This is a genomic window from Xanthomonas translucens pv. cerealis (genome assembly GCF_006838285.1).
Lineage (GTDB): Bacteria > Pseudomonadota > Gammaproteobacteria > Xanthomonadales > Xanthomonadaceae > Xanthomonas_A > Xanthomonas_A cerealis.
Genome location: NZ_CP038228.1, coordinates 3,438,181 through 3,463,731, shown reverse-complemented (window position 1 = coordinate 3,463,731; position 25,551 = coordinate 3,438,181). Strand labels below are relative to the sequence as shown.

The window sequence follows — 25,551 nt, the reverse complement described above, 5'->3', positions numbered from 1 at the left end:
ATGGACACGTCCCCGCATCCCCCCATGCCGCGCGGCCTGGTGCTGCTGATGGCCGCCGCCACCGGGCTGGCGGTGGCCAGCAACTACTACGCGCAGCCGTTGCTGGAGGTGCTGGCGCAGACCTTCGCGATCGACGTGCGCAGCGCCGGCGCAGTGGTCACCACCGCGCAGCTGGCCTACGCCGCCGGCCTGCTGTTGCTGGTGCCGCTGGGCGACCGCTTCGAGCGCCGCAGCCTGATCGTCGGCCTGTACGCGCTCAGCGCGGTGGGCCTGCTGATCAGCGCGGCCTCGACCAGCTTCGCGCTGCTGCTGCTCGGCACCCTGGTTACCGGGCTCAGCTCGGTGGCTGCGCAGATCCTGGTGCCGTTCGCCGCCACCCTGGCCGCGCCGCACGAGCGCGGGCGGGTGGTCGGCACGGTGATGAGCGGCCTGCTGCTGGGCATCCTGCTGGCGCGCACCGTGTCCGGGCTGCTGGCCGGCGCCGGCGGCTGGCATACCGTGTACTGGGTGGCCGCGGCGCTGATCCTGCTGGTGGCGGTGCTGCTGTGGTGCGCGCTGCCGCGGCATCCGGGCAATCCGCAGCTGTCCTATCCGCAACTGATCGGTTCGGTGCTGGCGTTGCTGCGCGACGCGCCGGTGTTGCGTTCGCGGGCGATCCTGGGCGGTTTGATCTTCGCCGGCTTCAGCATGTTCTGGACCACGCTGGCGTTTCTGCTGTCCGGTCCCGACTACCGCTACGGCACCGCCACGATTGGGTTGTTCGGCCTGATCGGCGCCGCCGGCGCGTTCGCCGCCAACCTGTCGGGCAAGTTGTCCGACCGCGGCGCCGGGCACTGGGTGGGCTGGGGCGGGCTGGCCATGCTGCTGCTGTCGTGGCTGCTGCTGGCCGCCGCGCCGCACTCGCTGTGGCTGCTGATCGCCGGGGTGCTGCTGCTGGACGTGGCGGTGCAGGGTGTGCACATCGGCAACCAACATGTGATCTACCAACTGGATCCGAAGGCGCGCAACCGCATCACCTCGGCCTACGTCACCTGCTATTTCATCGGTGGCGCGATCGGTTCCAGCCTCGGCACCGCCGCCTATGCCTACGCCGGCTGGCGCGGGGTGGTGGTCGGCGGCACGGCGCTGGCGGTGGCGGCGCTGCTGTGGATGGGCCTCAGCGTGCGGCCGGCACCGCCGGCGGCGCCGCTGGCGCCGCTGCCGGAGCGGTGACCGCATGCGCGGCGGCGCGCAGCTTGGGCAGCAGGCGCAGGGTCAGCGCGAGCTGGTTGCGCACCAGTCGGCGCTTGGCGTCGTCGATCCTGTCCTCATCCTCCAGCGCATCGGCCATGCCCAGCTCGGCCGCTTCGTCGGCCGGCGGTAGCGCCTGGCGTTGCGCCAGTGCGTCGGCGATCGCGCCCAGGGTGTCCTGCAGGTAACCGCCGGCACGGTCGATGACCGGATCGGCCTCGCCGGCCAGCGCGGCGCGGTGCGCGCCCAGCGCCGACAGGTAGCCGAGCAAGGTGTTGGACAGGGCCAGGAAGCGGAAGCCCGCATCCAGGTTGCGGCGGTAGTGGCCGGGTTCGCGCAGCATGTTGGACAGCGCCACCGACAGCGCGGCGTCGGCGTTGTGCATGTCGCGCCGGGCGATGCGGTACGGCAGGTCGTCGCGCATGCCGCTGCGGTATTGCTCCAGCACCTGCGCCAGGTAGCGCGCGCAGCTGGCCAGCACCGTCGCCATCACCTGGTTGAGGCGCCGGCCCTGCCAGTCGGGCAGGATCAGGAAGGCCGCCGCCGCGGCGATCGCGCAGCCGATCAGGGTATCGACCAGGCGTGGCCAGATCAGCACGAAGCCGTCGCCGAGCAGGTTGAAGCAGAACAGCGCCATCACCGTGATCGCGGCGGTGGCCAGCATGTAGCGGTCGGTGCGGGTGACGAAGAACAGCAGCGCGCCGAACAGCGCGAACAGCAGCTGCAGTTCGGTGCCGGGGAACAGCTGCATCAGCGCCCAGGTCGCGATCAGGCCGATCAGCGTGCCGGCGATGCGCTGCGCCAGGCGCAGCCGGGTGGCGCCGTAGTTGGGCCGGCACACGAAGGCGGTGGTGAGCAGGATCCAGTAGCCGTTGCTGGCGTGGATCGACTGCATGATGGCGTAGCCGACCACCAGTGCGATCGCCATGCGCAGCCCGTGCCGGAACAGCACCGAACCCGGGGTGAGCTGCTGGCCGACGCGCACCAGCATTTCGCGCAGGGTGTGCGGCGAGGAGTCACGCAGGCGGGTGTCGAGGGTGTCGCTGGTAGTGTTCGATTGCGCGGCCTCGGACAGCCGCCGCTCGATGCTCTGCAGGTTGGTGACCAGCAGTTCCAGCGAGCCGAGCAGCCGCGCGTGGCGCGGATCGGCCTGCGTGTGCAGGAAGTCCAGCGACTGGCGCAGGTCGGCGGTGGCCTGCTGGGTCTGTTCGCCGTATTCGAACGGATGGCGCAGCCGGATCGCCTCGCCCAGCGCGGTGCAGGCCTTGCCCTGCAGTGCCAGCAGGCGCTGGCAGCGGTACAGCACGTCGCTGTGAAAGAACGCGTCGGTCAGCGCTTCGTAGGGGTAGTGCGAGGAGCTGGCGCGCTCGTGGAAATCCTGCGCCATGTAGTACAGCCGGAAGTACAGGCCGGACTGCACGCCGGGCCGGCCGGAGCGGCCGAAGCGGCTCATGATCGCGGTCTTGGCCGCGTTCAGCGCCGCCACCACGTGCGCGTTCTGCTCGGCCAGCGCCAGCCGCCGCGCATGCAGGTCGCTCTGCCGCACCGGTTCGAACAGCGCGGCCTTGAGCCGCAGGTAGCGGCCGAGTTCGAAGAACAGCCGCGACAGCCGCTCGCGCACCGGGCGGTTGGCGAACAGCACGGTCCACAGGATCGACAGCAGCCCGTACCAGGCCGCGCCGAGCATCAACAGCGCGATGCCGTGCCAGGCGCTGCCGCCGACGTGGCCGGCGCGGCCGCCATGGTCGATGCCGATCATCGCGTAGATCGCCAGCGCCACGGTGGCCTGGGCGATGGAGGCGTAGCGTTCGCCGAGCGCGCCTAGCAGTGTCAGGGCGAAGGTGGACAGCGCCATGCCGGCGACGAACGCCAGCGGGTACGGGAACAGCAGCACCACCGCGGCCGCGGCGGCGGCGAAGCACAGCAGCGACAGCAGTACCGACTTGATCCGGCCCAGCCAGTTGTCGTCGGTCTCGGCGATGGCGCTGGCGATGGCGCCGAGGAAGATCGCCGGCAGCGCGGTCAGGTGCTGCTGCTGCCAACACACGCCCATCGCCACGCCCAGGGCGATGAACACGCGCAGGCCGTAGCTGGCCTTTTCGTGGGCCCACAGGCGGCTGAGGCGGGTTTCGATCGAGGGTTTCGGCACGGCGACACGATAACGCAAGGCTGGCGCGCGCAGTATCGCAGCCGGCGGCGGATCGGCGCACCGCGGTGCTGTCCCGCTCAGATTTTCAGTTGCCGCAGGCGCGCCTCGAGCAGCCCCGGGAAGCGTTTGAACCAGGTCTGGTTGAACGGCGAGGGGTGCGGCAGCGGATGCAGGGTGAAGCGCCGCGTTGCGCCGGTCTCGGTGTGCAGGCCGACCCCGATGTGCGCGCTGAAGCGCGATTCGCTGGCCTAGAACGCGTCCTGCGTGTATGCCGCCGTGCCGATGCCGCCGGTGTGTGCGGCCAGTGCGCGGAATTGCGCGCGGAGGTCGGGATCCAGCGCCATGGAGTGTCCTCGAATGCCAATGGTGTCGCCTGTAGGCGCGGCTTCAGCCTCGACAACTCCCGAAGCCGGAAGGCCCGCCGCTGCGCTCGTCGCGACTGAAGTCGCTCCCACAAGGGCTCCACCGGCGCCGTGGAGCGGCGAGGCCTCTTGTGGAAGGGACTTCAGTCCCGACTGCATGCCGCTTCGGAAAATGCACCACTCCGCTCGTCGCGGCTCAAGGCAGTTGCTCCTACACAGGGGCGGCGTGCGGCCTATTCGCCGCGTTCGCGCGCGATCGCGCGCCAGCCGATGTCGCTGCGATGGAATTCGCTGGGCCACCGGATCTGCGCCACGCCGGCATAGGCATTGCGCTGCGCGTCCGACACGCTGTCGCCCAGCGCGGCCACGCACAGCACGCGACCGCCCGCGCTGAGCACGCGGCCCTGGCCGTCCAGCGCGGTGCCGGCATGGAACACCTTGGCGCTGGCCGGCACGTCGTCCAGGCCGGAAATCGCTTCGCCGGTGACCGGCGTTTCCGGGTACGGCGCCGCCGCCAGCACCACGCCCAGCGACGGGCGCGGATCCCACTGCGCTTCGGTCGCGTGCAGGCGGCCATCGATCGCCGCCTCGACCAGCTCCAGCAGATCCGATTGCAGGCGCAGCATCACCGGCTGCGTTTCCGGATCGCCGAAGCGCACATTGAACTCGATCACCTTCGGCGCGCCGCTGGCGTCGATCATCAGCCCGGCATACAGGAAACCGGTGAACGGCACGCCGTCGGCGATCATGCCCTGCACGGTCGGCTCCACCACCTCGCGCATCACCCGCGCGTGCACCTGCGGCGTGATCACCGGCGCTGGCGAATACGCGCCCATGCCGCCGGTGTTGGGGCCGCTGTCGCCGTCGCCGACGCGCTTGTGGTCCTGGCTGGTGGCCATCGGCAGCGCGGTGGCGCCATCGACCATGGAGATGAAGCTGGCTTCCTCGCCGTCGAGGAATTCCTCGATCACCACGCGCGCGCCGGCATCGCCAAAGGCATTGCCGGACAGCATGTCGCGCACCGCGGCCTCGGCCTCGTCCAGGGTCATCGCCACGATCACGCCCTTGCCCGCAGCCAGGCCGTCGGCCTTGACCACGATCGGCGCGCCTTTGTCGCGCACGTAGGCCAGCGCCGCGTCCACCTCAGTATGTACTTCATAGAACGCAGTGGGGATGCCGTGGCGGGCGAGGAATGCCTTGGCGAAAGCCTTGCTGCCTTCCAGCTGCGCGGCCTTGGCGCTGGGGCCGAAGATGCGCAGGCCGGCGGCGCGGAAACGGTCCACCACGCCCAGCACCAGCGGCACTTCCGGGCCGACCACGGTCAGCGCGACGCCTTCGGCCTGGGCCAGTGTGAGCAGGCCGTCCAGGTCGTCCACCTTGACCGCCACGTTGCGGCACTTGGCTTCAGTGGCGGTGCCGGCATTGCCCGGGGCGACCAGCACTTCGCTGACCCGCGGGGATTGGGCGAGTTTCCAGGACAGGGCGTGTTCGCGGCCGCCGGAGCCGATGACGAGCAGTTTCATTGGAGTGCCGGGAATGGGAAGTGGGGAATAGGAAATGGGAAAAGCGACGGCAAGGCAGCAGCGGGCGCGTGGCTAGGGCCGGTGGCAGGGAGCGGTCAGGGAATCCGCTTTTGCGACTCCCCATTCCCCACTCCCGAATCCCGGCACCTCAGTGCCTGAAATGCCGCACGCCAGTGAACACCATGGCGATGCCGTGTTCGTCGGCGGCGGCGATCACCTCGCCGTCGCGCATCGAGCCGCCGGGCTGGATCACCGCCTTGATGCCGGCCGCCGCCGCCGCGTCGATGCCGTCGCGAAACGGGAAGAACGCGTCGGAGGCCATCACCGAGCCCTGCACTACCAGCTCCGCATCGGCCGCCTTGATCCCGGCGATGCGCGCCGAATACACCCGGCTCATCTGCCCGGCGCCGACGCCGATGGTGCGGTGGTCCTTGGCGTAGACGATGGCGTTGGACTTGACGTACTTGGCCACCTTCCACGCGAACAGCAGGTCGGCGAACTGCGCTTCGGTCGGCGCCAGGCGGGTGACCACCTTCAGTTCGTCGCGGCTCACCACGCGATCGTCGGCGGTCTGCATCAGCAGGCCCGAGCCGATACGCTTGGTATCGATGAAACCGCGGGAGGCCGGCGCCAGCGGGATGCGCAGCACGCGTACATTGGCCTTCTTCTTCGCATATTCCAGTGCACCCCCGTCGTAGTCCGGGGCGATCAGCACCTCGACGAACTGGCGGTCCAGGATGACCTTGGCAGTGGCCGCGTCCAGCGGGCGGTTGAAGGCGAGGATGCCGCCGAAGGCGCTGGTCGGATCGGTCGCATACGCCAGTTCGTAGGCATCGCCGCAGGCCGCGCCCACGGCCACGCCGCACGGGTTGGCGTGCTTGACGATGACGCAGGCCGGCGCGTCGAACTGGCGCACGCATTCCCAGGCCGCGTCGCTGTCTGCGATGTTGTTGTAGCTCAGTTCCTTGCCCTGCACCTGCTGGAACGTGGCCAGCGAACCCGGCGCCGGATGCAGGTCGCGATAGAACGCGGCCTGCTGGTGCGGGTTCTCGCCGTAGCGCAGGTCCATCACCTTGACGAAGCTGCCGTTGCTCTGCGCCGGGAACGCGCTGCGGCACACGCCGGCCTCGTTGTGCTCGACCACCGCCGACAGGTAATTGCTGATCGCCGCGTCGTACTGCGCCACGCGATTGAACGCGGCCACCGACAGCGCGAAGCGCCTGGCCGCCGACAGCTGGCCGTCGTGCGCCTCCAGGTCGGCGAGCAGGTCGGCGTATTGCCCCGGATCGGTGGCCACCGCCACGCGCGCAAAGTTCTTCGCCGCCGAGCGCAGCATCGCCGGGCCGCCGATGTCGATGTTCTCCACCGCCTCGGCGAGCGTGCAGTCGGCCTTGGCGGTGACCGTCTCGAACGGATACAGATTCAGCACCAGCAGGTCGATCGGGGCGATGCCGTGTTCGGCCATCACCGCATCGTCGCTGCCGGCGCGGCCGAGCAGGCCGCCGTGCACCAGCGGGTGCAGGGTCTTGACCCGGCCGTCCATCATTTCCGGGAAGCCGGTCAGCTCGGCCACGTCCTTGACCGCCAGCCCCGCCTCGCGAATCGCCTTGGCGGTGCCGCCGGTGGACAGCAGCTCCACATCGCGCGCGGCCAGCGCGCGGGCCAGGTCGATCAGGCCGGTCTTGTCGGAAACGGACAGCAATGCCCGGCGCACGGGCAGGAAATCGGAGGGCATGGGGGCAGGGCACACATTGGAGCGGGGAGCCGATATTGTAGGCTGCGCCGCCCCGGCATGGACCCTCAGGACCCCGCAATGGTGTCGATCTACGCATTGAAAGGATGCTTCCAGGATCTGCTGCGGCCGGGGGTGCGCGGCCTGTACCGACTCGGCGCGACCGCCAACCAGGTCACCGCGGGCGCGGCCGCGGTGTCGCTGCTGGTCGCCGCCTGGGTGTTCTGGCGCGCGCCGGCGCAGCCGCTGTGGTACGCGCTGCTGCCGGCGTGGATGCTGCTGCGCATGGGTTTGAATGCCATCGACGGTATGCTGGCGCGCGAGTTCGGGCAGCAGTCCAGGCTGGGCGCCTACCTCAACGAATTGAGCGACGTGATCGCCGATGCGGCGCTGTATCTGAGCCTGGCCAGCGTGCCCGGCGTGGGTGCCGGTTGGCTGTGGGCGCTGGCGCTGGCGGCGGCATCGACCGAGTATGCCGGGGATTGGGGTTGATGGTCGGCGCCGCAAGGCGCTACGACGGGCCGATGGGCAAGAGCGATCGCGCCTTCGCCATCGGCCTGCTGGGGTTGCTGCTGGCCGGCGGCTGGGTGGGGGCGAAGACGGTGGACGGGTTCGCGATGGTGTTGGCGGTGCTGTGCGCGGCGACGGTGCTGCGGCGCGTTGCCGCCGGCCTGCGCGAGGCCGCGCAGCGCCGCCGCGATCCGATCGAGTGCCTGTGCGAAGCGGTCGATGGCGGCGGCTCGCTGATCCTGTTTCCGGAAGGCACGCGCAACACCGAGGAAGGCGTGCTGCCGTTCAAGAGCGGCATCTACCATCTGGCGCGGCATCGGCCTGAACTGGAATTCGTGCCGGTGTGGATCGACAACCTGAAGCGGGTGATGCCCAAGGGCAAGTGGTTGCCGCTGCCGCTGTTGTGCACCACCACCTTCGGCGAGCCGCTGCGGCTGGGCGCTGGCGAGGACAAGCACGCATTCCTGGAACGCACGCGTGCGGCGTTGCTGGCGCTGTCGCCGGAACAGATGGAGGCCGCGCGATGAGCACGATCGCCTTCAGCGACCACCTGCAACAATCCTCGCTGCGGCAGCAGACCATCTGGCTGTTCCTCGGCATTGCCGCGGTGCTGCTGCTGGCCACGCTGATGTCCGAAACGCTGCGCTGGCGCGCGCGGGCGCCCCAGCGCGGTGCTCGACAATCTGGTGGCGCGGATCGCGCGTGGTGGGTGATGGCCGCGGTGGTGGCGCTGGCGTTCGTGTTCGGACGCATCGGGGTGATCGTGCTGTTCGCGCTAGTGTCGCTGTTCGCGCTGCGCGAGTTCATCACCCTGGCGCCGACCCGGCGCGGCGACTACTACGCGCTGCTGGCCGCGTTCTACATCGTACTGCCGTGACAGTACTGGCTGGTGTGGAGCGGCTGGTACGGGCTGTACACGGTGCTGATCCAGGTCTACGCGTTCCTGATGCTGCCGATCCTGGCCACCATCGGCCGCGACACCACGCGCTCTCTGGAGCGCACCGCGAAAGTGCAGTGGGGGCTGATGATCTGCGTGTTCTGGATCTCGCACGTGCCGGCGCTGCTGAACCTGGAGATTCCCGGCTACGCAGGCCGCAACCTGTTGCTGTTCGCGTTCCTGGTGATCGTGGTGCAGTCCTCGGACGTGCTGCAGTACGTGTGGGGCAAGCTGATCGGCAAGCGCCTGATCGCGCCGAAGCTGTCGCCGTCCAAGACTGTGGAAGGCTTCGTCGGCGGCATCCTGTCGGCGAGCCTGCTCGGCGCGGCCTTGTGGTGGATCCCCCGTTCTCGCCGCTGCAGGCGTTCGCGCTGGCGCTGATGGCCAACCTGATGGGCTTCGTCGGCGGCCTGGTGATGTCGGCGATCAAGCGCGACCGCGGCATCAAGGACTGGGGCTACATGATCGAAGGCCACGGCGGCGTGCTCGACCGGCTGCACTCGGTGTGCTTCGCCGCGCCGGTGTTTTTTCACTTGATTCGGTATGGGTGGGTGTGAAGGGGGCCGGGACTCGGGACCGGGGACTCGGGACTCGTGGATGCGCGCGAGTGCACTGCATTGCTGCTTTTCTGTAGCGGCTTCAGCCGCGACCAGGCGCGACCGGTAACGCCCCGGTCGCGGCTGAAGACAGTTGCTCCTACAGGAAAGCGGCCGGGCTGGAATAAAAAAGCCGCCTTTTCTGCAGAAAAAGCGGCTTTTTTATCAGATCGCTTGACGGTGATTCATACGCGGACATGATCCTGCAGTCCCGAGTCCCGAGTCCCGAGTCCCGAGTCCCGAGTCCCGAGTCCCGAGTCCCGAGTCCCGAGTCCCGAGTCCCGAGTCCCGAGTCCCGAGTCCCGAGTCCCGAGTCCCGAGTCCCGGCCTCACGCCAACCCGTATTCCTTGAGCTTCTTGCGCAACGTCGCGCGATGGATGCCCAGCATCGCCGCGGCGCGGCTCTGGTTGCCTTCGCAGTGGTTGAGCACTTCCACGAACAATGGGATCTCCATCTCACGCAGCACGATCTCATACACGTCGTCGGCATCGCAGCCATCGAGATCGCGCAGGTAGCGGCGCACGGACTGGGCCACGTGTTCGCGCAGCGGCGGCTTCGGCGCGCCGCGACTGGAGTCAGGACGAGTGGTGGCGGCGTTCAAGTTCGGCGGGTCCCCGGATGACGGCGGCGCCGGAGAGCTGGAGGGCCGGCGCGGGGGAACGAGTCTAGCGCGTGGCCTGCCTCGCTGCCATGGCGGATCGTGGTGCCACAGTGTTTCAGTGGAAGTCGAAACTGAATGCCGCAGTTTCCGCCGCCGGTTCGCGCACCTGGAACGTCACCTGTGCGCTCTGCCCGGGTGCCAGCGTCGCCGCCTCGGGACGGGTGCGGCCCAGGTAGTCCTCCGGGCGCAGCACGCGGCTGCCGATGGTGCGGCCGTCGGCATCGGCCAGCGACAGTTGCAGCAGCGGCCACGCCTGCGCCCAGCGCGCGTCGTTGCGAAACGTGGCCTGGATCTGCAGCGTGCCGGCCCGGCCGGGCAGCGGCCGCACTTCGCGGCTGAGCATGGTGAACGCGCCCGGCTCGCGCCACGGTGGCAGGCTGCAGCGCAGCACCTGGCACACGCCGGCCACCCATGGCCGCCAGCGCGCGTCGGCCCCTAGCCGTTGCCGGTCGGCGATCAGGATCTGCAAGGCCAGCAGCAGGCCCAGCCCGGCCAGTGCGATCCACTGCCAGGGCGCGGCGTGCAGCACCGGCCGCCGCGACGCGCTGCTGCGCTGCATGAAGCTGGGCGTGGCGGTTGCGCTGGCGGGCGCGGCGCTGGCTTGCGGCGCTGGCGCTGGCTGCAGCGCCGCTTCCGATGCCAGTTCCGATTCCGATTCGGATGCGCCAGGGAGGGATGCCAGCGACGCGTCGGCCTCATAAGCAAGGGGGGGCGAGTGAGCCGTGGCGGCGAGCGAAGCGTCTGGGGCCGCGCTGGACGTGGCTGGCGCCACTTGCGCTGGCGTTGGTACGGCATCGGCGTGCTGCGCAGCGCCGGCGCCACGCGCCTGGGCCGGGCTGGCCGCCGCGCCCGGCTCGGCATCCGCTGGCGCGGTAGCATCGGCCTGTTCCGGCGCGGGCCGCGCGGGCTGGCGCAGCAGGGTCGCGAGGCTGGGGCGGGGCGGGCTGGGATCGGGCATGCGGAGGCGACGGCGGCAACGAGAACGCTATTCAAGCACGCGCGGCAGCGGGCTGCAGCGCGGTCGTGGCCTGGTGCAGGAGCGGCTGCAGCCGCCACAGGCACCTTCGGCAAGTTCTTCTCGCGGCTGATGGCCCGAGGCCACCCAGAGCCGCTCCTGCAAGAATGCCGGGAGCGGCCCGCTCAGCGCCGGGTCTTACCGATGCCGATCAGGTCCAGCAGGCCGGCGCGCTGGCGTGGGCTCAGGGTTTCGAAGCCGTCGAGCAGGCGTGCCTGCTGGTCGGACAGGTGCCGGTAGTGCAACGCTTCCTCGGCCACCGACAGCGGCTCGCCGAACACGCGTTCGCCGCGGCCTGTGGCCAGGTATTCGAAGGTCATCCCGCTGCGGCGGGCCAGGGCGCTCAGGTGTTCCACCGCCGGCGCGGTGCCGTCGGCCATTTCCCACTGCGCCACGGCGCTACGGGTCACCGCCAGGTCCAGCGCGAGGGCTTCCTGGGTGAGACCGGTCAGCTTGCGCGCTTCGCGCACCCGTTCGTACAGCTTGCTGCTCACACTCACCTCCGCGTGGGAGGCGAGATATAGCCGTGCCGGCCGGGAAAGTTGGTTCGTACGGCTTTCAATGACCGTTTTGTTGTTGATACTGTCGTCTGCGATGGCTGTGCGCAGTGAAGACGCCGGGCTGCCCGCGCGGTCCCTGCCAGCGCCATCGACCGACCCGCTGCCATGGACCAGGACGCGCCGATGCACACACAGGATGCCCCACCGCAGGACACTGACCGCCCCCGTTTCGCGCCCGCGCCGCCGCCCGCGTCGCGCCGCCCAAGGCCGCCACCGGGGATCGGCGCGCACCGCTACCGGATCTGGGCCGACGCCGGCGACGGGCGCTGCGCCGTCAGGCAGGGCTGGTCGTGGCGGGTGTTCGCGCTGCCGTATCCGCCCGCGCCGCTGCCGCCCGCGCTATGGCTGCTGCTGCATGCCGCGGCCTGGGTGGTGGTGGTGCAGGTGCTGGGCGTGGCCGCGGCGTTCGGATTGGCGCTGGAATTGGCCTGGCGGCTGCCGCGGGCGCGGCGCGGCCATTGCTGGCACGAGCGCCGATTGCGTGCGCTGGGCTGGCGGCCGTGCACGCGGGTGCTGGCGATCCATGCCGAGGCGGCGCTGCTGACCGCGGCGATCCGCAGCCTGGCCGCCGGGCGGCGTTGAGCGCCGGCCGCGCCAGCGCGCTGGCGTCCCGGTGCGGGCCGGCCTCAGCTGCGGCGCACGCCGTCGATGCGCATCCAGTCGCCGTCCTGCTCGGCGCGCAATTGTTCGAACCAGGGGGCGTAGCGCTGCAGCAGCTCCGGTTCCTGGCCGTGCAGGATGCCGGACAGGGCGATGCGCCCGCCCGGCGCGACGCGTTCGGCCAGGGTCGGCGCCAGCGCGTCCAACGCCGAGGCCAGGATGTTGGCGACCACCACCGGATAGGTAGCCACCGGCTCGTCGGCCGGCAGGTGCACCACCAGGCGCGTGCCGACGTCATTGCGCTCGGCGTTGTCGTGCGTGGCCAGCAGCGCCTGCGGGTCGTTGTCCACGCCCACCGCCGCCGCCGCGCCCAACTTCAGCGCGGCCAGCGCCAGGATCCCGGAGCCGCAGCCGAAGTCGAGCACCCGCGCCTGCGCCAGGGCGCCGTCGGCGGCCAGGGCGTCGAGCCAGCGCAGGCACAGCGCGGTGGTCGGGTGGGTGCCGGAGCCGAACGCCAGGCCCGGATCCAGCCTCACCACCGCGGCATCGGCGCCGCGCGCTTCTTCCGGCAGCTCATGGTTCCACGGCACGATGAAGGTGCGCGCGCCGAAGCGCATCGGCTGGAACTGGTCCAGCCAGGCGCGTTCCCAGTCCTGGTCGTCGACCTTACGGAACGTGGCCTGGGCCCAGTCCAGGCCCGGGTCGAACGCCTCCAGCGCGGCCAGCAGCAGCAACGCGTCCTGCTCGGCGGGGAACAGCGCGCTGAGCACCAGCGTGCCCCACAGCGGGGTCTCGCCGACGCCCGGTTCCAGGATCGCGCGCTCGTTGCTGGTGTCGGCCTCGGCGTCGAGCAGGGTGACCGCCAGCGCGCCGACGTCCTCCAGCGCGTTCTCGTAGCGGGGCTGGGTAGTATCGGTGCAGCGCACAGTCAGTTCGAGGAACGGCATCGGTCGGGCACGCGGAGAAAGGACCGCGCATCTTAGACGACCGCCGCGGCGGCTCGAACCGGCGACCGCCGTGACCGCGGCCGCCACTGCCTGGCGTGGCCCGCCAGCGGCTGCGCTAGCTAGACTGCGCCACTGCGGCGTCCGACGGTCGCAGCGGGCCCGGCCGCCCTCGTCGCCCGTTGCCCAGATCGCCTACGCGCATGCCCTTCGCCATGTCCCGCAAAACCTGGCTGTTGCTGGCGCCCGCTGCGTTGCTGCTGGGCGTGGTCGGCTATCGCCTGGTGCTGCTGGCGGCCGCGCAGGCGCTGCCGCCGGTGGCCGCCGCCGCCGCGGCCACCCAGGTTGCGATAGACGTGCCGGACCAGGACCAGCGTCGGCGCAGCTCTGTGCAGGCATTGCCGGCGGCGTCGCCCGACCGCCGCGCCGCGCTGGAGCGCAGTCCCGACCTGTACCGCACCGCGCAGCAGCTGTCCGCCGCCGCCGCGCAGGGCGATGCCGATGCGTCCTGGCTGCTCAGCCGCATCTACGACTACTGCGGCGGCTATGCCATGGACCCGGCCGGCTATACCGCCGACACCCGCGCGATCGATGCGGCGCAGTTGCCCACGTCGGCGCGGATGACGGTGGCGCGCGCGCGGGTCGGCCGCCGCTGCGCCGGCTTCGTGCCCGGCGACGGCCTGACCCGTCAGGCCATCGTCGCCCAGCGCGTGCAGGCCGCGCGCCGCGGCAACCTGGCCGCGAAGGCGGCGTTGCTGACGTTGGGGCAGCCGCTGCAGGCGTCGGCCGGCTACAAGCGCGATCTGGTTCAACGGATGCGCGCCTCCGGCGACCCGGATGCGTACCTGGCGCTGGCGCCGGCGATGGGCCTGGCCGCCAGCGGCGACGACAGCCTGGACGAGCGCATCGCCGGCACCGCCTTCACCGAACTGGCCTGGCAGCTGGCGGCCTGCCGGCTGGGGGCTGGATTGCGGCCCGGACAGCGAGCTGATGACCCGCTATTGCGCCAACGGCGGGATCTGCTCGCAGGACCCGACCCAGGATTTCAGCAGTTTTGTTTACGCCGCCGCGGTGCCGCGGCAAGGCACGGACACGATGAACGAGATGGTCAACCTGTTGGTGGAGACGACGGCGACAGGAGCGGGCTCATGAATTACCGGCGATGGTTGCACGGTGCCAAGTTCTGGTTCTGGGTGCTGCCCCTGGTCGCCTATTCGGCGGCGGCGGCCGGCTTGCTGCTGATCGACACGCCTGAACAGCGCTACCGCGGCCTGTCCAAGGTCGAGCGGACCACCGCACACGCCACCCCGGACCTGCGCCGCGCCGGCGCCGCGCAGGTGGCGGCAATCTACCGCGCCCGCAGCGGCATGCCGTTCTCCACCCTGAGCCCGGGCAGCACCTTCCAGATCGTATGGCCGGACGGCTCCACCGACACGGTGATGATCGTCAGCCCAACCTCGACCCTGGGCGCCGAACCGGTGCCGGGGATGCAGGCGAAATAGCCGGGAATGGGGAGTGGGGAATCGCAACGGCCGGTTCCCGGCCCTGCGCTGTCGTGCGCGACCTGGGCGCGGAGCCTGTAGCGGCTTCAGCCGCGACAACGTCCGAAGCCGGGCCGCCGCTGCGTTCGTCGCGACTGAAGCCGCTCCCACAAGGACTCCACCGGCGCCGCGGAGCGACGAGGCCTGTTGTGGGAGGGACTTCAGTCCCGACTGCATGCCCGTTCGGAACATTCACACTCCGCTCGTCGCGGCTGAAGACAGTTGCTCCTGCAAGGAGCCAGCCGCCGGTCTGGTGAAGCGTCGCAACGGTGGGCGAGCGGGCCATCAGTCCGGACGGCGGCCCGCCATCAGCATCGAGATCGCCGCGTTTCATCGGCAGGAATCGATCAGGAACCGGGTCTGCCGATTCCCGATTCCCCAATCCCGGCTCTCACACCAACGCAATCGACTTGTTCTTGCGCTCGGCCAGGCGCTTTTCCAGGTAGTGGATGTTCTGCCCGCCGGCCTGAAAGCCCTTGTCGCGCATGATCCGCTGCTGCAGCGGGATGTTGGTCTTGATCCCGTCCACCACCATCTCGCTCAGCGCCACGCGCATGCGCGCGATCGCGGTGTCGCGGTCGGGGCCGTGCACGATCAGCTTGCCGATCATCGAGTCGTAGTTCGGCGGCACCTTGTAGCCGCTGTAGATGTGCGTGTCCACGCGCACGCCGGGGCCGCCGGGCGGATGGAAGGCGGTGATCAGGCCCGGGTTGGGCATGAAGGTTTCCGGATCCTCGGCGTTGATCCGGCATTCGATGGCGTGGCCGCGCAGCACGATGTCGCTTTGCTTGATGCTCAGCTTGTGGCCGGCGGCGATACGCAGCTGTTCGCAGACCAGATCGATGCCGGTGATGCGCTCGGTGACCGGGTGCTCGACCTGGATGCGTGTGTTCATTTCGATGAAGTAGAAACGGCCGCCCTCGAACAGGAATTCGAAGGTGCCGGCGCCGCGATAGCCGATGCGCACGCAGGCATCCACGCAGACCTTGCCGATCTCGCTGCGCAACTGCTCGGTGATGCCCGGCGCGGGGGCTTCTTCGACCACCTTCTGGTGGCGGCGCTGCATCGAGCAGTCGCGCTCGCCCAGGTGGATGGCGTTGCCCTGGCCGTCGGCCAGCACCTGGATCTCCACATGGCGCGGATTCTCCAGGAACTTCTCCATGTACACCTGGTCGTTGCTGAAAGCGGCCTTGGCCTCGGACTTGGTGGTCTCGATCGCCGCCTTCAGCGCCGCCTCCGAATGCACCACGCGCATGCCGCGGCCGCCGCCGCCGCCGGCCGCCTTGATGATCACCGGGTAGCCGATCTCGCGCGCGACCTTGGTATTGGCGACGATGTCGTCGCCCAGCGGGCCGCCCGAGCCGGGCACGCACGGCACGCCGGCGGCTTTCATCGCGCGGATCGCCTCGACCTTGTCGCCCATCAGGCGGATGGTGTCGGCCTTGGGGCCGATGAAGATGAAACCGGACTGCTCCACGCGCTCGGCGAAGTCGGCGTTCTCCGACAGGAAACCGTAGCCGGGATGGATGGCCTGCGCGTCGGTGACCTCGGCCGCGGCGATCAGCGCCGGGATGTTGAGGTAGCTCTCGGCCGACGCCGCCGGGCCGATGCACACCGACTCGTCGGCCATGGCCACGTGCTTGAGGTTGCGATCGACGGTGGAATGCACCGCGACCGTGCGGATGCCGAGCGTATGGCACGCGCGCAGGATGCGCAGCGCGATTTCGCCGCGATTGGCGATGACGACTTTATCTAGCATGGGATGGGGTTCCGAAGCACGGGGTTGTCTCTTCGGGACCGGGGACCGCAGACCGCGGACCGGGAAGAGCAGGAGCCAAGCGCACGCGCTTTGGGGCTTTTGCCTTTCCCGGTCCCCGGTCCCTGGTCCCCGGTCCCGGCGGCTTAGCCAATCACGAACAACGGCTGATCGAACTCCACCGGCACGCCGCTTTCGCTGAGGATCGCGACGATGGTGCCGGAGATGTCGGCTTCGATCGGGTTGAACATCTTCATCGCCTCGATGATCGCCAGGGTCTCGCCGGCCTTGACCGCCTGGCCGATCGTGACGAAGGCCGGTTTGTCCGGCGACGGCGAGGTGTAGAAGGTGCCGACCATCGGCGCGCGCAGCACGTGGCCTTCGGGCAGGGCGTTGCCGGGCTTGGCGGTGCCGCCGGTGGAGGCCTCGGTGGGCGAGCTCATCGGCATCGGCGCGGCCGCAGGCGGCGCGGCTGAGGGGGCCGGTGCCGGTGCGTACTGCGGGGCGCTGGCGATCATGCCCTTGGGCGTGCGCGCCAGGCGCACGCTTTCCTCGCCTTCCTTGATCTCGATCTCGGCGAGATTGGATTCTTCCAGCAGGTCGATCAGCTTCTTGATTTTACGCAGATCCATAACGGCCTCTTGAGGTGAATCGGGAAATGACCGGGCACGCGGCCCGGCGAACGCGGAGAGGGTGGCGCAGCGCCGCGCGACGCGCGCTGAAGCCGGGGTTGCCGTTCATGCGCTGGCTCCCAGCCGGGCCAGCGCCGCGTCCAGCGCATAGCGGTAGCTGTCGGCGCCGAAGCCGCAGATCACGCCGAGCGCATGGTCGCTGAAATAGCTGTGATGGCGGAACGGCTCGCGGCTGTGCGGGTTGGACAGGTGGATCTCGATGAACGGGATCGCCACCGCCGCCAACGCGTCGCGCAGCGCTACCGAGGTATGGGTGAACGCGGCCGGGTTGATCAGGATGAAGCCGGTGCCGTCGCTGCGCGCGGCCTGCACCCGCTCCACCAGCACGTGCTCGGCGTTGGACTGCAGGCTGTCCAGCTGGTGCCCGGCGGCCGTGGCCTGCGCGAGCAGCGCCGCATCGATCTGCGCCAGCGTGGTATGCCCATACATTCCCGGCTCGCGGGTGCCGAGCAGGTTGAGGTTGGGGCCGTGCAACAGCAGCAGTCGCGCCATGGAAGACAAAGCAGCGGAAAGGGCGGGAGTCTGCGCGAAGCCGGGATTACTGTCCAGTTCGGCGAAGTTGCGGCTGTTTTAAACGGGCGTTTTGTTTCTGCGCGAGGACCGCGCCAGCAGCGGGCAGGGCCAAGCTACACGTTCGTTCATGAATCGCCTGTGCGTTTGCGGTTCGGCCGCATCGGCCGACGCGCCGGCAATGGCGCCGATGGGCTGGATCCTCGGGGCGCAGGCAATCGGTGCAGACGGCGTTGGCCGGAGCGGATCTTCGCTGAGTCGGCGGAGTGCCTGCGTGGCCGTGCCGGCATGCGCGGCCAACGCCGGCCCGGATCGAGACCGATCGGCCGCCGCTCATGCGTCAGGCGCATCTGCTGATGCCCGATCGGCATGCGCCATGTGGTGCGCATTAACCGGCCATTTACACACGCGGCCGGCATCCCGGGCACAAAGGGCGCTCCAAACAGCCACGAGTGCACGCCATGCGAATTGCGATCATCGGCGCAGGATTCTGCGGCAACCTGTTGGCCGCGGCCCTGGCCAGGCAGGGAACGGCCAGCCGGCTGACGTTGATCGGCGTGGCCGATACCTTCGGCCGCGGCATCGCCTATGGCGCAGCGCGGCCGGAACATCTGTTGAACGTGCGCGCCAAGGACCTGGGCGTGGACCCGCAGGATCCGGGCGGGTTCGCCGACGCCTTGCAACTCGACGCCGGGCAGCGCCTGGACTTCCTGCCGCGGCTGCGCTACGGCCGTTACCTGGAGCAGCACCTGGACGCGGCGCTGGCCTCTTCGGCGGTGGAGGTGGCGCGGGTGAGCGAAGAGGCGGTGGCGGTGGAACGCGGCCCGGACGGCTTCCGCATCTTCCTGGCCAATGGCGAGGATGTGGTCAGCGACGTGGTGGTGCTGGCGATCGGCGCGCTGCCGCCGGCGGCGCTGCCCGGCATCGGGCCGCGCCTGGCGGTGCACCGCCGCTACATCGGCTGGCCGTGGCAGGATGGGGTGCTGGACGAGGTGCCGCCGCAGGCGCGGCTGTTGCTGGTCGGCACCGGTCTGACCATGGCCGATGTCGCGCTGACCCTGCGCCGGCGTGGCCATCGCGGTCCGATCACCGCGTTGTCGCGGCGCGGTCTGGCGCCGCAGGCGCACCTGGCCCACCCGGGCGCGCCGGTGACGCTGCCGCCACGCGTGGCGCAGGCGCTGCGCAACCACGACCTCACCGGACTGGTGCGCAGCCTGCGCCAGCTGACCACGGTGGTGGAGGACTGGCGCTGCGTGGTTGACGCGCTGCGTCCGCATCTGCAGCCGTTCTGGAAAGGCCTGGCGCCGGCGGCGCGCTCGCGGTTCCTGCGCCACCTGCGCCCGTATTGGGAAGTGGCGCGGCATCGGCTGGCGCCGGCCGCGGCCACTGCGCTGGCGCAGATGCAGCAACAGGGCCAGTTGCGCATCCGCGCCGGTCGCCTGCTGCGCGCGCGGCTGGGCGAACATGCGGTGGAGGCGGTGATCCGCGACCGCGCCAGCTACAGCGCGCGCACCGAAGACTTCGACGTGCTGATCCGCGCCACCGGGCTGGACACCGACGTTGCCCGCACCAGCCATCCGCTGATCGCCACGATGCGCGATGCGGGCCTGCTGCAGGCCGATCCGCTGGGCCTGGGCTTGGTGGTGGACGCGCGTTTGCAGGTGCGCGACGGCAGCGGCCATCCGGTGGCCGGGCTGTACTGCCTGGGACCGCTGCTGCGCGGCGGCCTGTGGGAAATCACCGCGGTGCCGGAATTGCGCGCCGGCGCGCAGCGCCTGGCCGCGGAACTGGCGGCGTTGGGGCAGGCGTGGGTTACAGGCGGCGGCGTCGGCGGCGAGGCGCAGCGGCAGGCGGTGTAGCGCATCCGATCCAGGCAACGATCCCGATCCCTTGCAGGAGCTTCAGCCGCGACCGGATCTTACCGGTGAAGTCCGGTCGCGGCTGAAGCCGCCCATAGGGGCGAGTGCGTAAACGGGTACAGGAGCGAGTGCGCAAACCAGCACCTACGGCAACTGCGCCCAGCGTTCCGCTTCGCCCGGCGCGAACGGCCCCAGCTTCTGCCGCACGATGCGGCCGTTGGCGTCGATCAGCACGCTGTACGGCAGCAGGCCCTGGGTGTCACCCAGGCGCACGCTGGCGTCGGCCGGGCCGGGGGTTTCCAGCGCGATCGGGTAGGCGATCGGGATCCGCTGCAGGAACGCGCGCACGTCCCGGGGACGGTCCAGGGCGATGCCCAGCACCTGCAGGCCGTCGGCCTGCTGCGCGCGCGCCAGCCGATCGAGCTCCGGCATCTCGCGCACGCACGGTTCGCACCAGCTTGCCCAGACGTTGACCAGCAGCGGGCGGCCGCGGAACTGGGCCAGGGTCAGGCTGCCGCCGTCGAGCGTGGGCAGGCGCAGCGCCGGTGCCAGGTCGCCTGGGCCGGCCGCAACGACGCCTGTGGGCACCGCGCTGTCGCTGGTCGGCGTGTCAGCCGGCCTATGCCACCAGAATTGCGCGGCGAGCAGGCCCAGCGCCGCCGCGATCACCGCCACCGCGAACAGACGCGGCGGCGTGGCCTTCATCGCGAGGCGCGCAGCAGCGCGTCCTCGACCACCGCCTGGCTCAGTACCGGCGGCAGCACGGTCGGCGGCGCGCCCGGGCCGTAGACCACGTACAGCGGCACCCCCACCGCCTTGTGTTCGGCGAGGAAGGCGCTGATGCGCTCGTCCTCGTTGGTCCAGTCGCCCTTCATGTACACCGCATCCACGCGCTTGAGCGTGTCGCGGAAGGCGTCGCTGCTGAACACGTTGCGCTCGTTGGCCTTGCAGGTCACGCACCAGTCGGCGGTCATGTTGACGAACACCACGCGGTTGTCGGTACGCAGCCGGTCAAGCATCTGCGGCGAATACGCCACCGTGTTGCGCTCCACTGTGGCGCCGGGCGGCGCCAGCCGCGTCACGCCCCAGGCCGGCACCAGTGCCAGCAGCAGCAATACGCTGGCCAGGCGCATGCCCGTCTTGTGGCCGCGCCAGCGTGCGCGCTCGAACCACCACAGGCCCAGCGCCAACAGGGTGGCGCCGACCAGCAGCAACGCCACCGCGTCCACCCCGCGCTGCTTGCCCAGCACCCACAGCAGCCAGATCGCGGTCAGGTACATCGGGAACGCCAGCACCTGCTTGAGCGTTTCCATCCACGCGCCGGGCTTGGGCAGGCGCCTGGCCAGCGACGGCACGAAGCCGATCAGCAGGAACGGCAGCGCCAGGCCCAGGCCCAGGGTCAGGAACACCAGCATCGCCATCGCCGGCGGCGCGGTCAGCGCATATCCCAGTGCCGGGCCCATGAACGGGCCGATGCAGGCGCTGGATACCACGCAAGCCAGCACGCCGGTGAAGAAGTCGCCGACCGGGCCGCTGCGCGAGGACAGCGACTGGCCCAGCCCGCCAAGATTGGCGCTGAGGGTGAACACGCCCGATAGGCTCAAGCCGACCACGAACATCAGGTACACCAGTACTGCGACGAAGCCCGGGCGCTGCAGCTGGAAGCCCCACAGCAGGCGCGCGGCGACGGCGATGCCGCCGACCACGGCGAAGGACACCAGCACGCCCAGCGTGTACCACAGCGCATGGCTGCGCGCGCGGCTGCGGCTCTCGCCGCTCTGCGCCACGCCCAGCACCTTCAGCGACAGGATCGGCAGCACGCACGGCAGCAGGTTCAGCACCAGGCCGCCGCCCAGCGCCAGCAGCAGCATCCACAACAGGCTTTGCGGTTCCGCCACCGGCGCGGTGCTGCGCGCGGCGTTGTGCGCCGAGGCATCGGGCGCACTCGCCCCATCGCGCGCGGTCACCGGTGCCGCCGTGTCAGCCGCCGCGACGTTGGCATCGGCCTGGCTGCTGTTCAGCGGGGTGACCAGCAACGGTGCCACCTCGGCCTGGTCGGCGGGGCTGAGCTTGCCCTTGGGCAGCGACAGCTTCACCCGCCGGGTCATCGGCGGATAGCAGATGCCTTCGGTCTGGCAGCCCTGGAAGGTGGCGACCAGGGTCGCTTCGGCGGCATCGGCGCGCTGGCGCTGCAGCGGCACGCTGACCTCGGTCTGGTCGAAATACACCACCACGTTGCCGAAGTGCTCGTCCTGGTGCGAGCGGCCCTGCGGCCAGCGCGGCAGGCCGGTGCGGATGCCCGCCGCGCCTTCCAGTGCCAGCGCGGTGCGGTCGCGATACAGGTAGTAGCCCGGCGCCGGGGTGAAGCGCAGCAGCAGGGTGTTGCCGTCGCCGACGATGGCCTCGAAGCCGAACGCCTGGTCCGACGGTAGCGGCAGGCCTTGCACCGCACCGGCACCGCCGCCGAACAACGGCTTGGCGGCGGGGCCGGCCGCGCCTGGCGCGCTGCCCGGCAGCGGCGAGCCAGCGGCCGCCGCCGCGCCGGCCTCGGCCGCCGGCAGCGCCACCTTGAGCACGCGCTTCTGCGGCGGATAGCACACGCCGGCGTCGGCGCAGCCCTGGTAGCGCACCTCCACCTGCACGCTGGTCGTGGCGGGATCGGCGACGCCGCTCTGCACCGCGTTCAACTCGCCGCGATAGGTTTCCACCTCGCCGAAGTACGGGTCGGTCTTCTTGTGCCCGGCCGGCAGTTGCAGGGTCGGGTTGGGCTTGAAGCTGCTCAGCACGCGCACCGCGATCCGGTGCCGGTACAGGTAGTAGCCGTCGGCGATCTTCCAGTGCAGTTCGATGCGGCCGCGCTCGGGCGCCTGCGCGGTGAGCACGAAGGCCTGATCGACCGGCAGCAGATCCTTTTCCTCGACCGCCAGGGCGGGGAAGGCGGCCAGGGCCAGCAGGCACAGGGCGGCGATACGGTGCAACACGGTCATCGGCTTACGGTTCCTCACGGGTTTCGGCGTACACCCACTGCAGGTAGGCGGGCAGGCCGCCGGCCACCTCGACCTCGATCAGTTCGGGAACGTCGTAGGGGTGCAGTTCGCTCAGCCGCTGTTGCAGCGCGGGGATGCGGTCGGCGGCGGTCTTGATGAGCAGCAGCACTTCCTCGGCCTGCTCCACGGCGTCCTGCCAGCGATAGGTGGCGTGCACGCCGGGCAGGCGGCTGACGCAGGCGGCCAACCGTTCTTCGACCAAGACCTGGGCGATCCGCGCGGCGCTGGCCGGATCGGGGCAGGTGCTGAACAGCAAACGGAGTGGGGGCGAAGACATGCGGCCGACAGTATAGGGACGCCGGCAGGGCTTTGCCGGGCCTGGTTCGGACGTGAGTACAGGTCTGCGGGTGGCTGGTTGCAGGTCGGTGCGCGATGGCCGGAGGCTGGTGCCGGGCTGTGCGACGGCGAACCGATCCGCAGCGGGAAATTCCCTGCGGCCTGGGGGCTGCGCACGGTAGCAGCGGCCCGGCGGCCATCCGCCGCCGAGCCTTCAACGCGGCGCGAGCGCCTGCGGATGGACCCGGGCCACCCGCGGTGCCTGCGGCGCCCTGCGCGCCGCAGTCGGCGCGCCGGAGATTCGCCTCAGTTGAGCCGCTGGCAGCTCGCCGGCTTGGCCGAGGTGAACAGCGAGGAGGTCGCCCACTGCGGGTGGTCGATGAACGGGTTGCGGTTGCCCTGGAAGCTGTTCACCACTTCGTTGCGGGCGCGCTCGGCGGCGTCCGGCGGATTCTGCTGGCTCCACGCGAGCGGTGTCGACAGCAGGCGCATCCGCTGCCGGGCCTGCGGCGGAAACGAAATTTTTTGTCGCCAGCCCTTGAAAGCGCGCCGGCCAGCACCACATCTTGCGCATCCCGGCGTACCGGGTTTTTTCGCGAGCGTTGCTGGCAGTCGTCACATGCGAGTGCTAACATCGCCAGCCTTTCCTAGACCAATCAATCACTTAAGAGGGTCTCTCTCAATGAGCATCAAGCCGCTTCACGACCGCGTCGTAGTTAAGCCGATCGAAGCCGACGAAATTTCCGCCGGCGGCATCGTGATCCCGGATTCGGCCAAGGAAAAGTCCACCAAGGGCGAGATCGTCGCCATCGGCAGCGGCAAGCCGCTGGACAACGGCAGCGTCCGCGCCCCGGCGGTCAAGGTCGGCGACAAGGTCATCTACGGTCAGTACGCCGGTTCCAGCTACAAGGCCGAAGGCGTCGAGTACAAGGTGCTGCGCGAAGACGACATCCTCGCGATCGTCGGCTAAAACGCCGCCGATCGCGGGATCGGGAGTGGGGGTTCGGGATTCGCGCTGCGCTAGCCGCGGCGCGATCCCGGATCTCCGCCGAATCCCGCTCTTGGCCAATCCCTAATCCCCAATCACGAATTCCGGAGTTACACACATGGCTGCCAAAGATATCCGTTTCGGTGAAGACGCTCGTTCGCGCATGGTGCGCGGCGTCAACATTCTCGCCAATGCCGTCAAGGCCACCCTGGGCCCGAAGGGCCGCAACGTCGTGCTCGAGAAGAGCTTCGGCGCGCCGACCATCACCAAGGACGGCGTCTCCGTCGCCAAGGAAATCGAACTGGCCGACAAGTTCGAGAACATGGGCGCGCAGATGGTGAAGGAAGTCGCCTCCAAGACCTCCGACAACGCCGGCGACGGCACCACCACCGCCACCGTGCTGGCGCAGGCGCTGATCCGCGAAGGTTCCAAGGCGGTCGCCGCCGGTATGAACCCGATGGACCTCAAGCGCGGCATCGACCAGGCCGTCAAGGCCGCCGTGGTCGAGCTGAAGAAGATCAGCAAGCCCACCGCCGACGACAAGGCGATCGCCCAGGTCGGCACCATCTCGGCCAATTCCGACGAGTCGATCGGTCAAATCATCGCCGACGCGATGAAGAAGGTCGGCAAGGAAGGCGTCATCACCGTTGAAGAAGGCTCGGGCCTGGACAACGAGCTGGACGTGGTCGAGGGCATGCAGTTCGACCGCGGCTACCTGTCGCCGTACTTCATCAACAACCAGCAGAGCCAGTCGGCCGACCTGGACGACCCGTACATCCTGCTGCACGACAAGAAGATCTCCAACGTGCGCGACCTGCTGCCGGTGCTGGAAGGCGTGGCCAAGTCGGGCAAGCCGCTGCTGATCGTGGCTGAGGAAGTCGAAGGCGAAGCGCTGGCGACCCTGGTGGTCAACACCATCCGCGGCATCGTCAAGGTCGTGGCGGTCAAGGCGCCGGGCTTCGGCGATCGTCGCAAGGCGATGCTGGAAGACATGGCCACCCTGACCGGCGGCACCGTGATCTCCGAGGAAGTGGGCCTGGCGCTGGAGAAGGCGACCATCAAGGACCTGGGCCGCGCCAAGAAGGTGCAGGTCTCCAAGGAGAACACCACCATCATCGACGGCGCTGGCGACAGCTCGGCGATCGAGTCGCGCATCAAGCAGATCAAGGCGCAGATCGAAGAGACCTCTTCGGACTACGACCGCGAGAAGCTGCAGGAGCGCGTGGCCAAGCTGGCCGGTGGCGTGGCAGTGATCAAGGTCGGTGCTTCGACCGAGATCGAGATGAAGGAAAAGAAGGCGCGCGTCGAAGACGCCCTGCACGCGACCCGTGCGGCCGTGGAAGAAGGCGTGGTCCCGGGCGGCGGTGTGGCCCTGGTGCGCGCGCTGACCGCGATCGGCGATCTGAAGGGCGCCAACGAAGATCAGACCCACGGCATCCAGATCGCGCTGCGCGCGATGGAAGCGCCGCTGCGCGAGATCGTCACCAACGCCGGTGAAGAGCCGTCGGTGATCCTGAACCGGGTCAAGGAAGGCACCGGCAACTTCGGCTACAACGCCGCCAACGGCGAGTTCGGCGACATGGTCGCGTTCGGCATCCTGGATCCGACCAAGGTGACCCGTTCGGCGCTGCAGAACGCCGCGTCGATCGCCGGCCTGATGATCACCACCGAAGCGATGGTGGCCGACGCGCCGAAGAAGGACGAGCCGGCCGGCGGTGGCGGTGGTATGGGCGGCGGCATGGGTGGCATGGGCGGTATGGATTTCTGATCCACGCCGGCGCAAGCCGACCTGCAGTCCGCAGTGAAAAAGGAGCCCCGCAGCGATGCGGGGCTTTTTTTTGCGTTTGTGTGGCGGCACGCACACGACGCGATCGGGCGCGAGGTGGCTTTTGAGTCGGGACTCGGGACCCGGAAGAGCCGAGAGCCGACCTGCGCGCGCTAACCTGCCTTGCGAGTCCCGAGTCCCGAGTCCCGAGTCCCGCAGCCACAGTTGCATCAGCAACTGTGGCACTCGCAAAAATCCTGTGCTATCAATGCAACCCATGAACGCCAACCGCAGCTT

The 25,551-nt window shown here is 69.7% G+C and carries 19 protein-coding genes and 5 pseudogenes; 10 read left to right on the top strand and 14 right to left on the bottom strand.

The features are described from left to right. Entirely contained in the window at positions 1-1,212 is a 1,212-nt protein-coding gene (locus E4A48_RS15360) for an MFS transporter (protein ID WP_142742719.1), read from the top strand. Here E4A48_RS15360 and yccS read toward each other — a convergent pair. From yccS to purH, 3 genes are all read right to left on the bottom strand, one after another. Next, entirely contained in the window at positions 1,157-3,379 is a 2,223-nt protein-coding gene (gene yccS / locus E4A48_RS15355) for a YccS family putative transporter (protein WP_142742718.1), read from the bottom strand. The two genes, E4A48_RS15360 and yccS, sit on opposite strands and share 56 nt — an antisense overlap. A gap of 595 nt (positions 3,380-3,974) precedes the next feature. Continuing rightward, positions 3,975-5,264: a phosphoribosylamine--glycine ligase gene (gene purD, locus E4A48_RS15345; protein ID WP_039008147.1), complete on the bottom strand. Its 1,290-nt coding sequence runs from the start codon at positions 5,262-5,264 to the stop codon at positions 3,975-3,977. Positions 5,265-5,412: 148 nt separating this feature from the next. After that, positions 5,413-6,999, bottom strand: a complete 1,587-nt coding sequence (gene purH / locus E4A48_RS15340; RefSeq protein ID WP_058196901.1) for a bifunctional phosphoribosylaminoimidazolecarboxamide formyltransferase/IMP cyclohydrolase — start codon at positions 6,997-6,999, stop codon at positions 5,413-5,415. Between the two features lie 78 nt (positions 7,000-7,077). On the opposite strand from purH, the pseudogene E4A48_RS15335 reads away from it, so the two are divergent. The 3 pseudogenes from E4A48_RS15335 to E4A48_RS15330 all read left to right on the top strand — a co-directional run. Then, positions 7,078-7,679, top strand: a pseudogene (locus E4A48_RS15335) (CDP-alcohol phosphatidyltransferase family protein); the annotation flags it as partial. After that, positions 7,671-8,033, top strand: a pseudogene (locus E4A48_RS20635) (lysophospholipid acyltransferase family protein); the annotation flags it as partial. The pseudogenes E4A48_RS15335 and E4A48_RS20635, both read left to right, overlap by 9 nt. Then, positions 8,030-9,000 (top strand): annotated as a pseudogene (locus E4A48_RS15330) (phosphatidate cytidylyltransferase). The pseudogenes E4A48_RS20635 and E4A48_RS15330, both read left to right, overlap by 4 nt. 368 nt (positions 9,001-9,368) lie before the next feature. Here the strand turns inward: E4A48_RS15330 and fis are convergent. From fis to E4A48_RS15310, 3 genes are all read right to left on the bottom strand, one after another. Beyond that, complete coding sequence (fis, locus tag E4A48_RS15320; RefSeq protein WP_003471008.1) at positions 9,369-9,641, bottom strand: DNA-binding transcriptional regulator Fis; 273 nt, start codon at positions 9,639-9,641, stop codon at positions 9,369-9,371. 115 nt (positions 9,642-9,756) lie between these two features. Beyond that, positions 9,757-10,260, bottom strand: coding sequence for a DUF3426 domain-containing protein (locus E4A48_RS15315; protein ID WP_141696371.1), 504 nt, complete (start codon positions 10,258-10,260; stop codon positions 9,757-9,759). A gap of 581 nt (positions 10,261-10,841) precedes the next feature. Further along, a complete protein-coding gene (locus E4A48_RS15310) occupies positions 10,842-11,210 on the bottom strand; it encodes a helix-turn-helix transcriptional regulator (RefSeq protein WP_039008141.1) in 369 nt (122 codons plus the stop codon). A gap of 189 nt (positions 11,211-11,399) precedes the next feature. Between E4A48_RS15310 and E4A48_RS15305 the strand changes: the two genes are divergently transcribed. Beyond that, the gene (locus tag E4A48_RS15305) at positions 11,400-11,858 is read left to right on the top strand and encodes a hypothetical protein (protein WP_142742717.1); all 459 of its coding nucleotides are present in this window, start codon (positions 11,400-11,402) and stop codon (positions 11,856-11,858) included. A gap of 44 nt (positions 11,859-11,902) precedes the next feature. Here the strand turns inward: E4A48_RS15305 and prmA are convergent, their stop codons facing one another. Then, positions 11,903-12,823 (bottom strand): 50S ribosomal protein L11 methyltransferase, encoded by a 921-nt coding sequence (prmA, locus tag E4A48_RS15300; RefSeq protein ID WP_142742716.1) that lies wholly within the window; start codon positions 12,821-12,823, stop codon positions 11,903-11,905. Between the two features lie 200 nt (positions 12,824-13,023). Here prmA and E4A48_RS20630 point away from each other — a divergent pair. Next, a pseudogene (locus tag E4A48_RS20630) lies at positions 13,024-13,972 on the top strand (hypothetical protein). After that, positions 13,969-14,322 carry a hypothetical protein gene (locus E4A48_RS15285; protein WP_039008138.1) on the top strand — a complete coding sequence of 118 codons (354 nt, stop codon included), beginning with the start codon at positions 13,969-13,971 and terminating at the stop codon, positions 14,320-14,322. Before E4A48_RS20630 ends, E4A48_RS15285 begins: the two are co-directional and overlap by 4 nt. 430 nt (positions 14,323-14,752) lie before the next feature. Here E4A48_RS15285 and accC read toward each other — a convergent pair whose 3' ends face one another. The 3 genes from accC to aroQ all read right to left on the bottom strand — a co-directional run bounded on the left by accC (position 14,753) and on the right by aroQ (position 17,301). Further along, positions 14,753-16,120 (bottom strand): acetyl-CoA carboxylase biotin carboxylase subunit, encoded by a 1,368-nt coding sequence (accC, locus tag E4A48_RS15280; RefSeq protein ID WP_003470512.1) that lies wholly within the window; start codon positions 16,118-16,120, stop codon positions 14,753-14,755. A gap of 143 nt (positions 16,121-16,263) precedes the next feature. After that, positions 16,264-16,749 (bottom strand): acetyl-CoA carboxylase biotin carboxyl carrier protein, encoded by a 486-nt coding sequence (gene accB / locus E4A48_RS15275; protein ID WP_039008135.1) that lies wholly within the window; start codon positions 16,747-16,749, stop codon positions 16,264-16,266. Between the two features lie 105 nt (positions 16,750-16,854). Then, complete coding sequence (gene aroQ, locus E4A48_RS15270) at positions 16,855-17,301, bottom strand: type II 3-dehydroquinate dehydratase (RefSeq protein WP_039008134.1); 447 nt, start codon at positions 17,299-17,301, stop codon at positions 16,855-16,857. 479 nt (positions 17,302-17,780) lie between these two features. Between aroQ and E4A48_RS15265 the strand changes: the two genes are divergently transcribed. Next, a complete protein-coding gene (locus E4A48_RS15265; protein WP_058196960.1) occupies positions 17,781-19,178 on the top strand; it encodes an FAD/NAD(P)-binding protein in 1,398 nt (465 codons plus the stop codon). A gap of 144 nt (positions 19,179-19,322) precedes the next feature. On the opposite strand, the gene E4A48_RS15260 is transcribed toward E4A48_RS15265, so the two are convergent. The 4 genes and pseudogenes from E4A48_RS15260 to E4A48_RS15245 all read right to left on the bottom strand — a co-directional run. Beyond that, positions 19,323-19,883, bottom strand: a complete 561-nt coding sequence (locus E4A48_RS15260) for a TlpA disulfide reductase family protein (protein WP_058196959.1) — start codon at positions 19,881-19,883, stop codon at positions 19,323-19,325. Next, positions 19,880-22,165: a protein-disulfide reductase DsbD family protein gene (locus E4A48_RS15255; protein WP_142742715.1), complete on the bottom strand. Its 2,286-nt coding sequence runs from the start codon at positions 22,163-22,165 to the stop codon at positions 19,880-19,882. Before E4A48_RS15255 ends, E4A48_RS15260 begins: the two co-directional genes overlap by 4 nt. Positions 22,166-22,169: 4 nt before the next feature. Then, positions 22,170-22,502 (bottom strand): divalent-cation tolerance protein CutA, encoded by a 333-nt coding sequence (cutA, locus tag E4A48_RS15250; protein ID WP_009611150.1) that lies wholly within the window; start codon positions 22,500-22,502, stop codon positions 22,170-22,172. Between the two features lie 305 nt (positions 22,503-22,807). Further along, positions 22,808-22,993, bottom strand: a pseudogene (locus tag E4A48_RS15245) (endonuclease); the annotation flags it as partial. A gap of 190 nt (positions 22,994-23,183) precedes the next feature. On the opposite strand from E4A48_RS15245, the gene E4A48_RS15240 reads away from it, so the two are divergent. Continuing rightward, positions 23,184-23,471, top strand: coding sequence for a co-chaperone GroES (locus E4A48_RS15240; RefSeq protein WP_003470504.1), 288 nt, complete (start codon positions 23,184-23,186; stop codon positions 23,469-23,471). Positions 23,472-23,607: 136 nt separating this feature from the next. After that, positions 23,608-25,257, top strand: coding sequence for a chaperonin GroEL (groL, locus tag E4A48_RS15235; RefSeq protein WP_039008127.1), 1,650 nt, complete (start codon positions 23,608-23,610; stop codon positions 25,255-25,257). Positions 25,258-25,551: the final 294 nt, after the last annotated feature.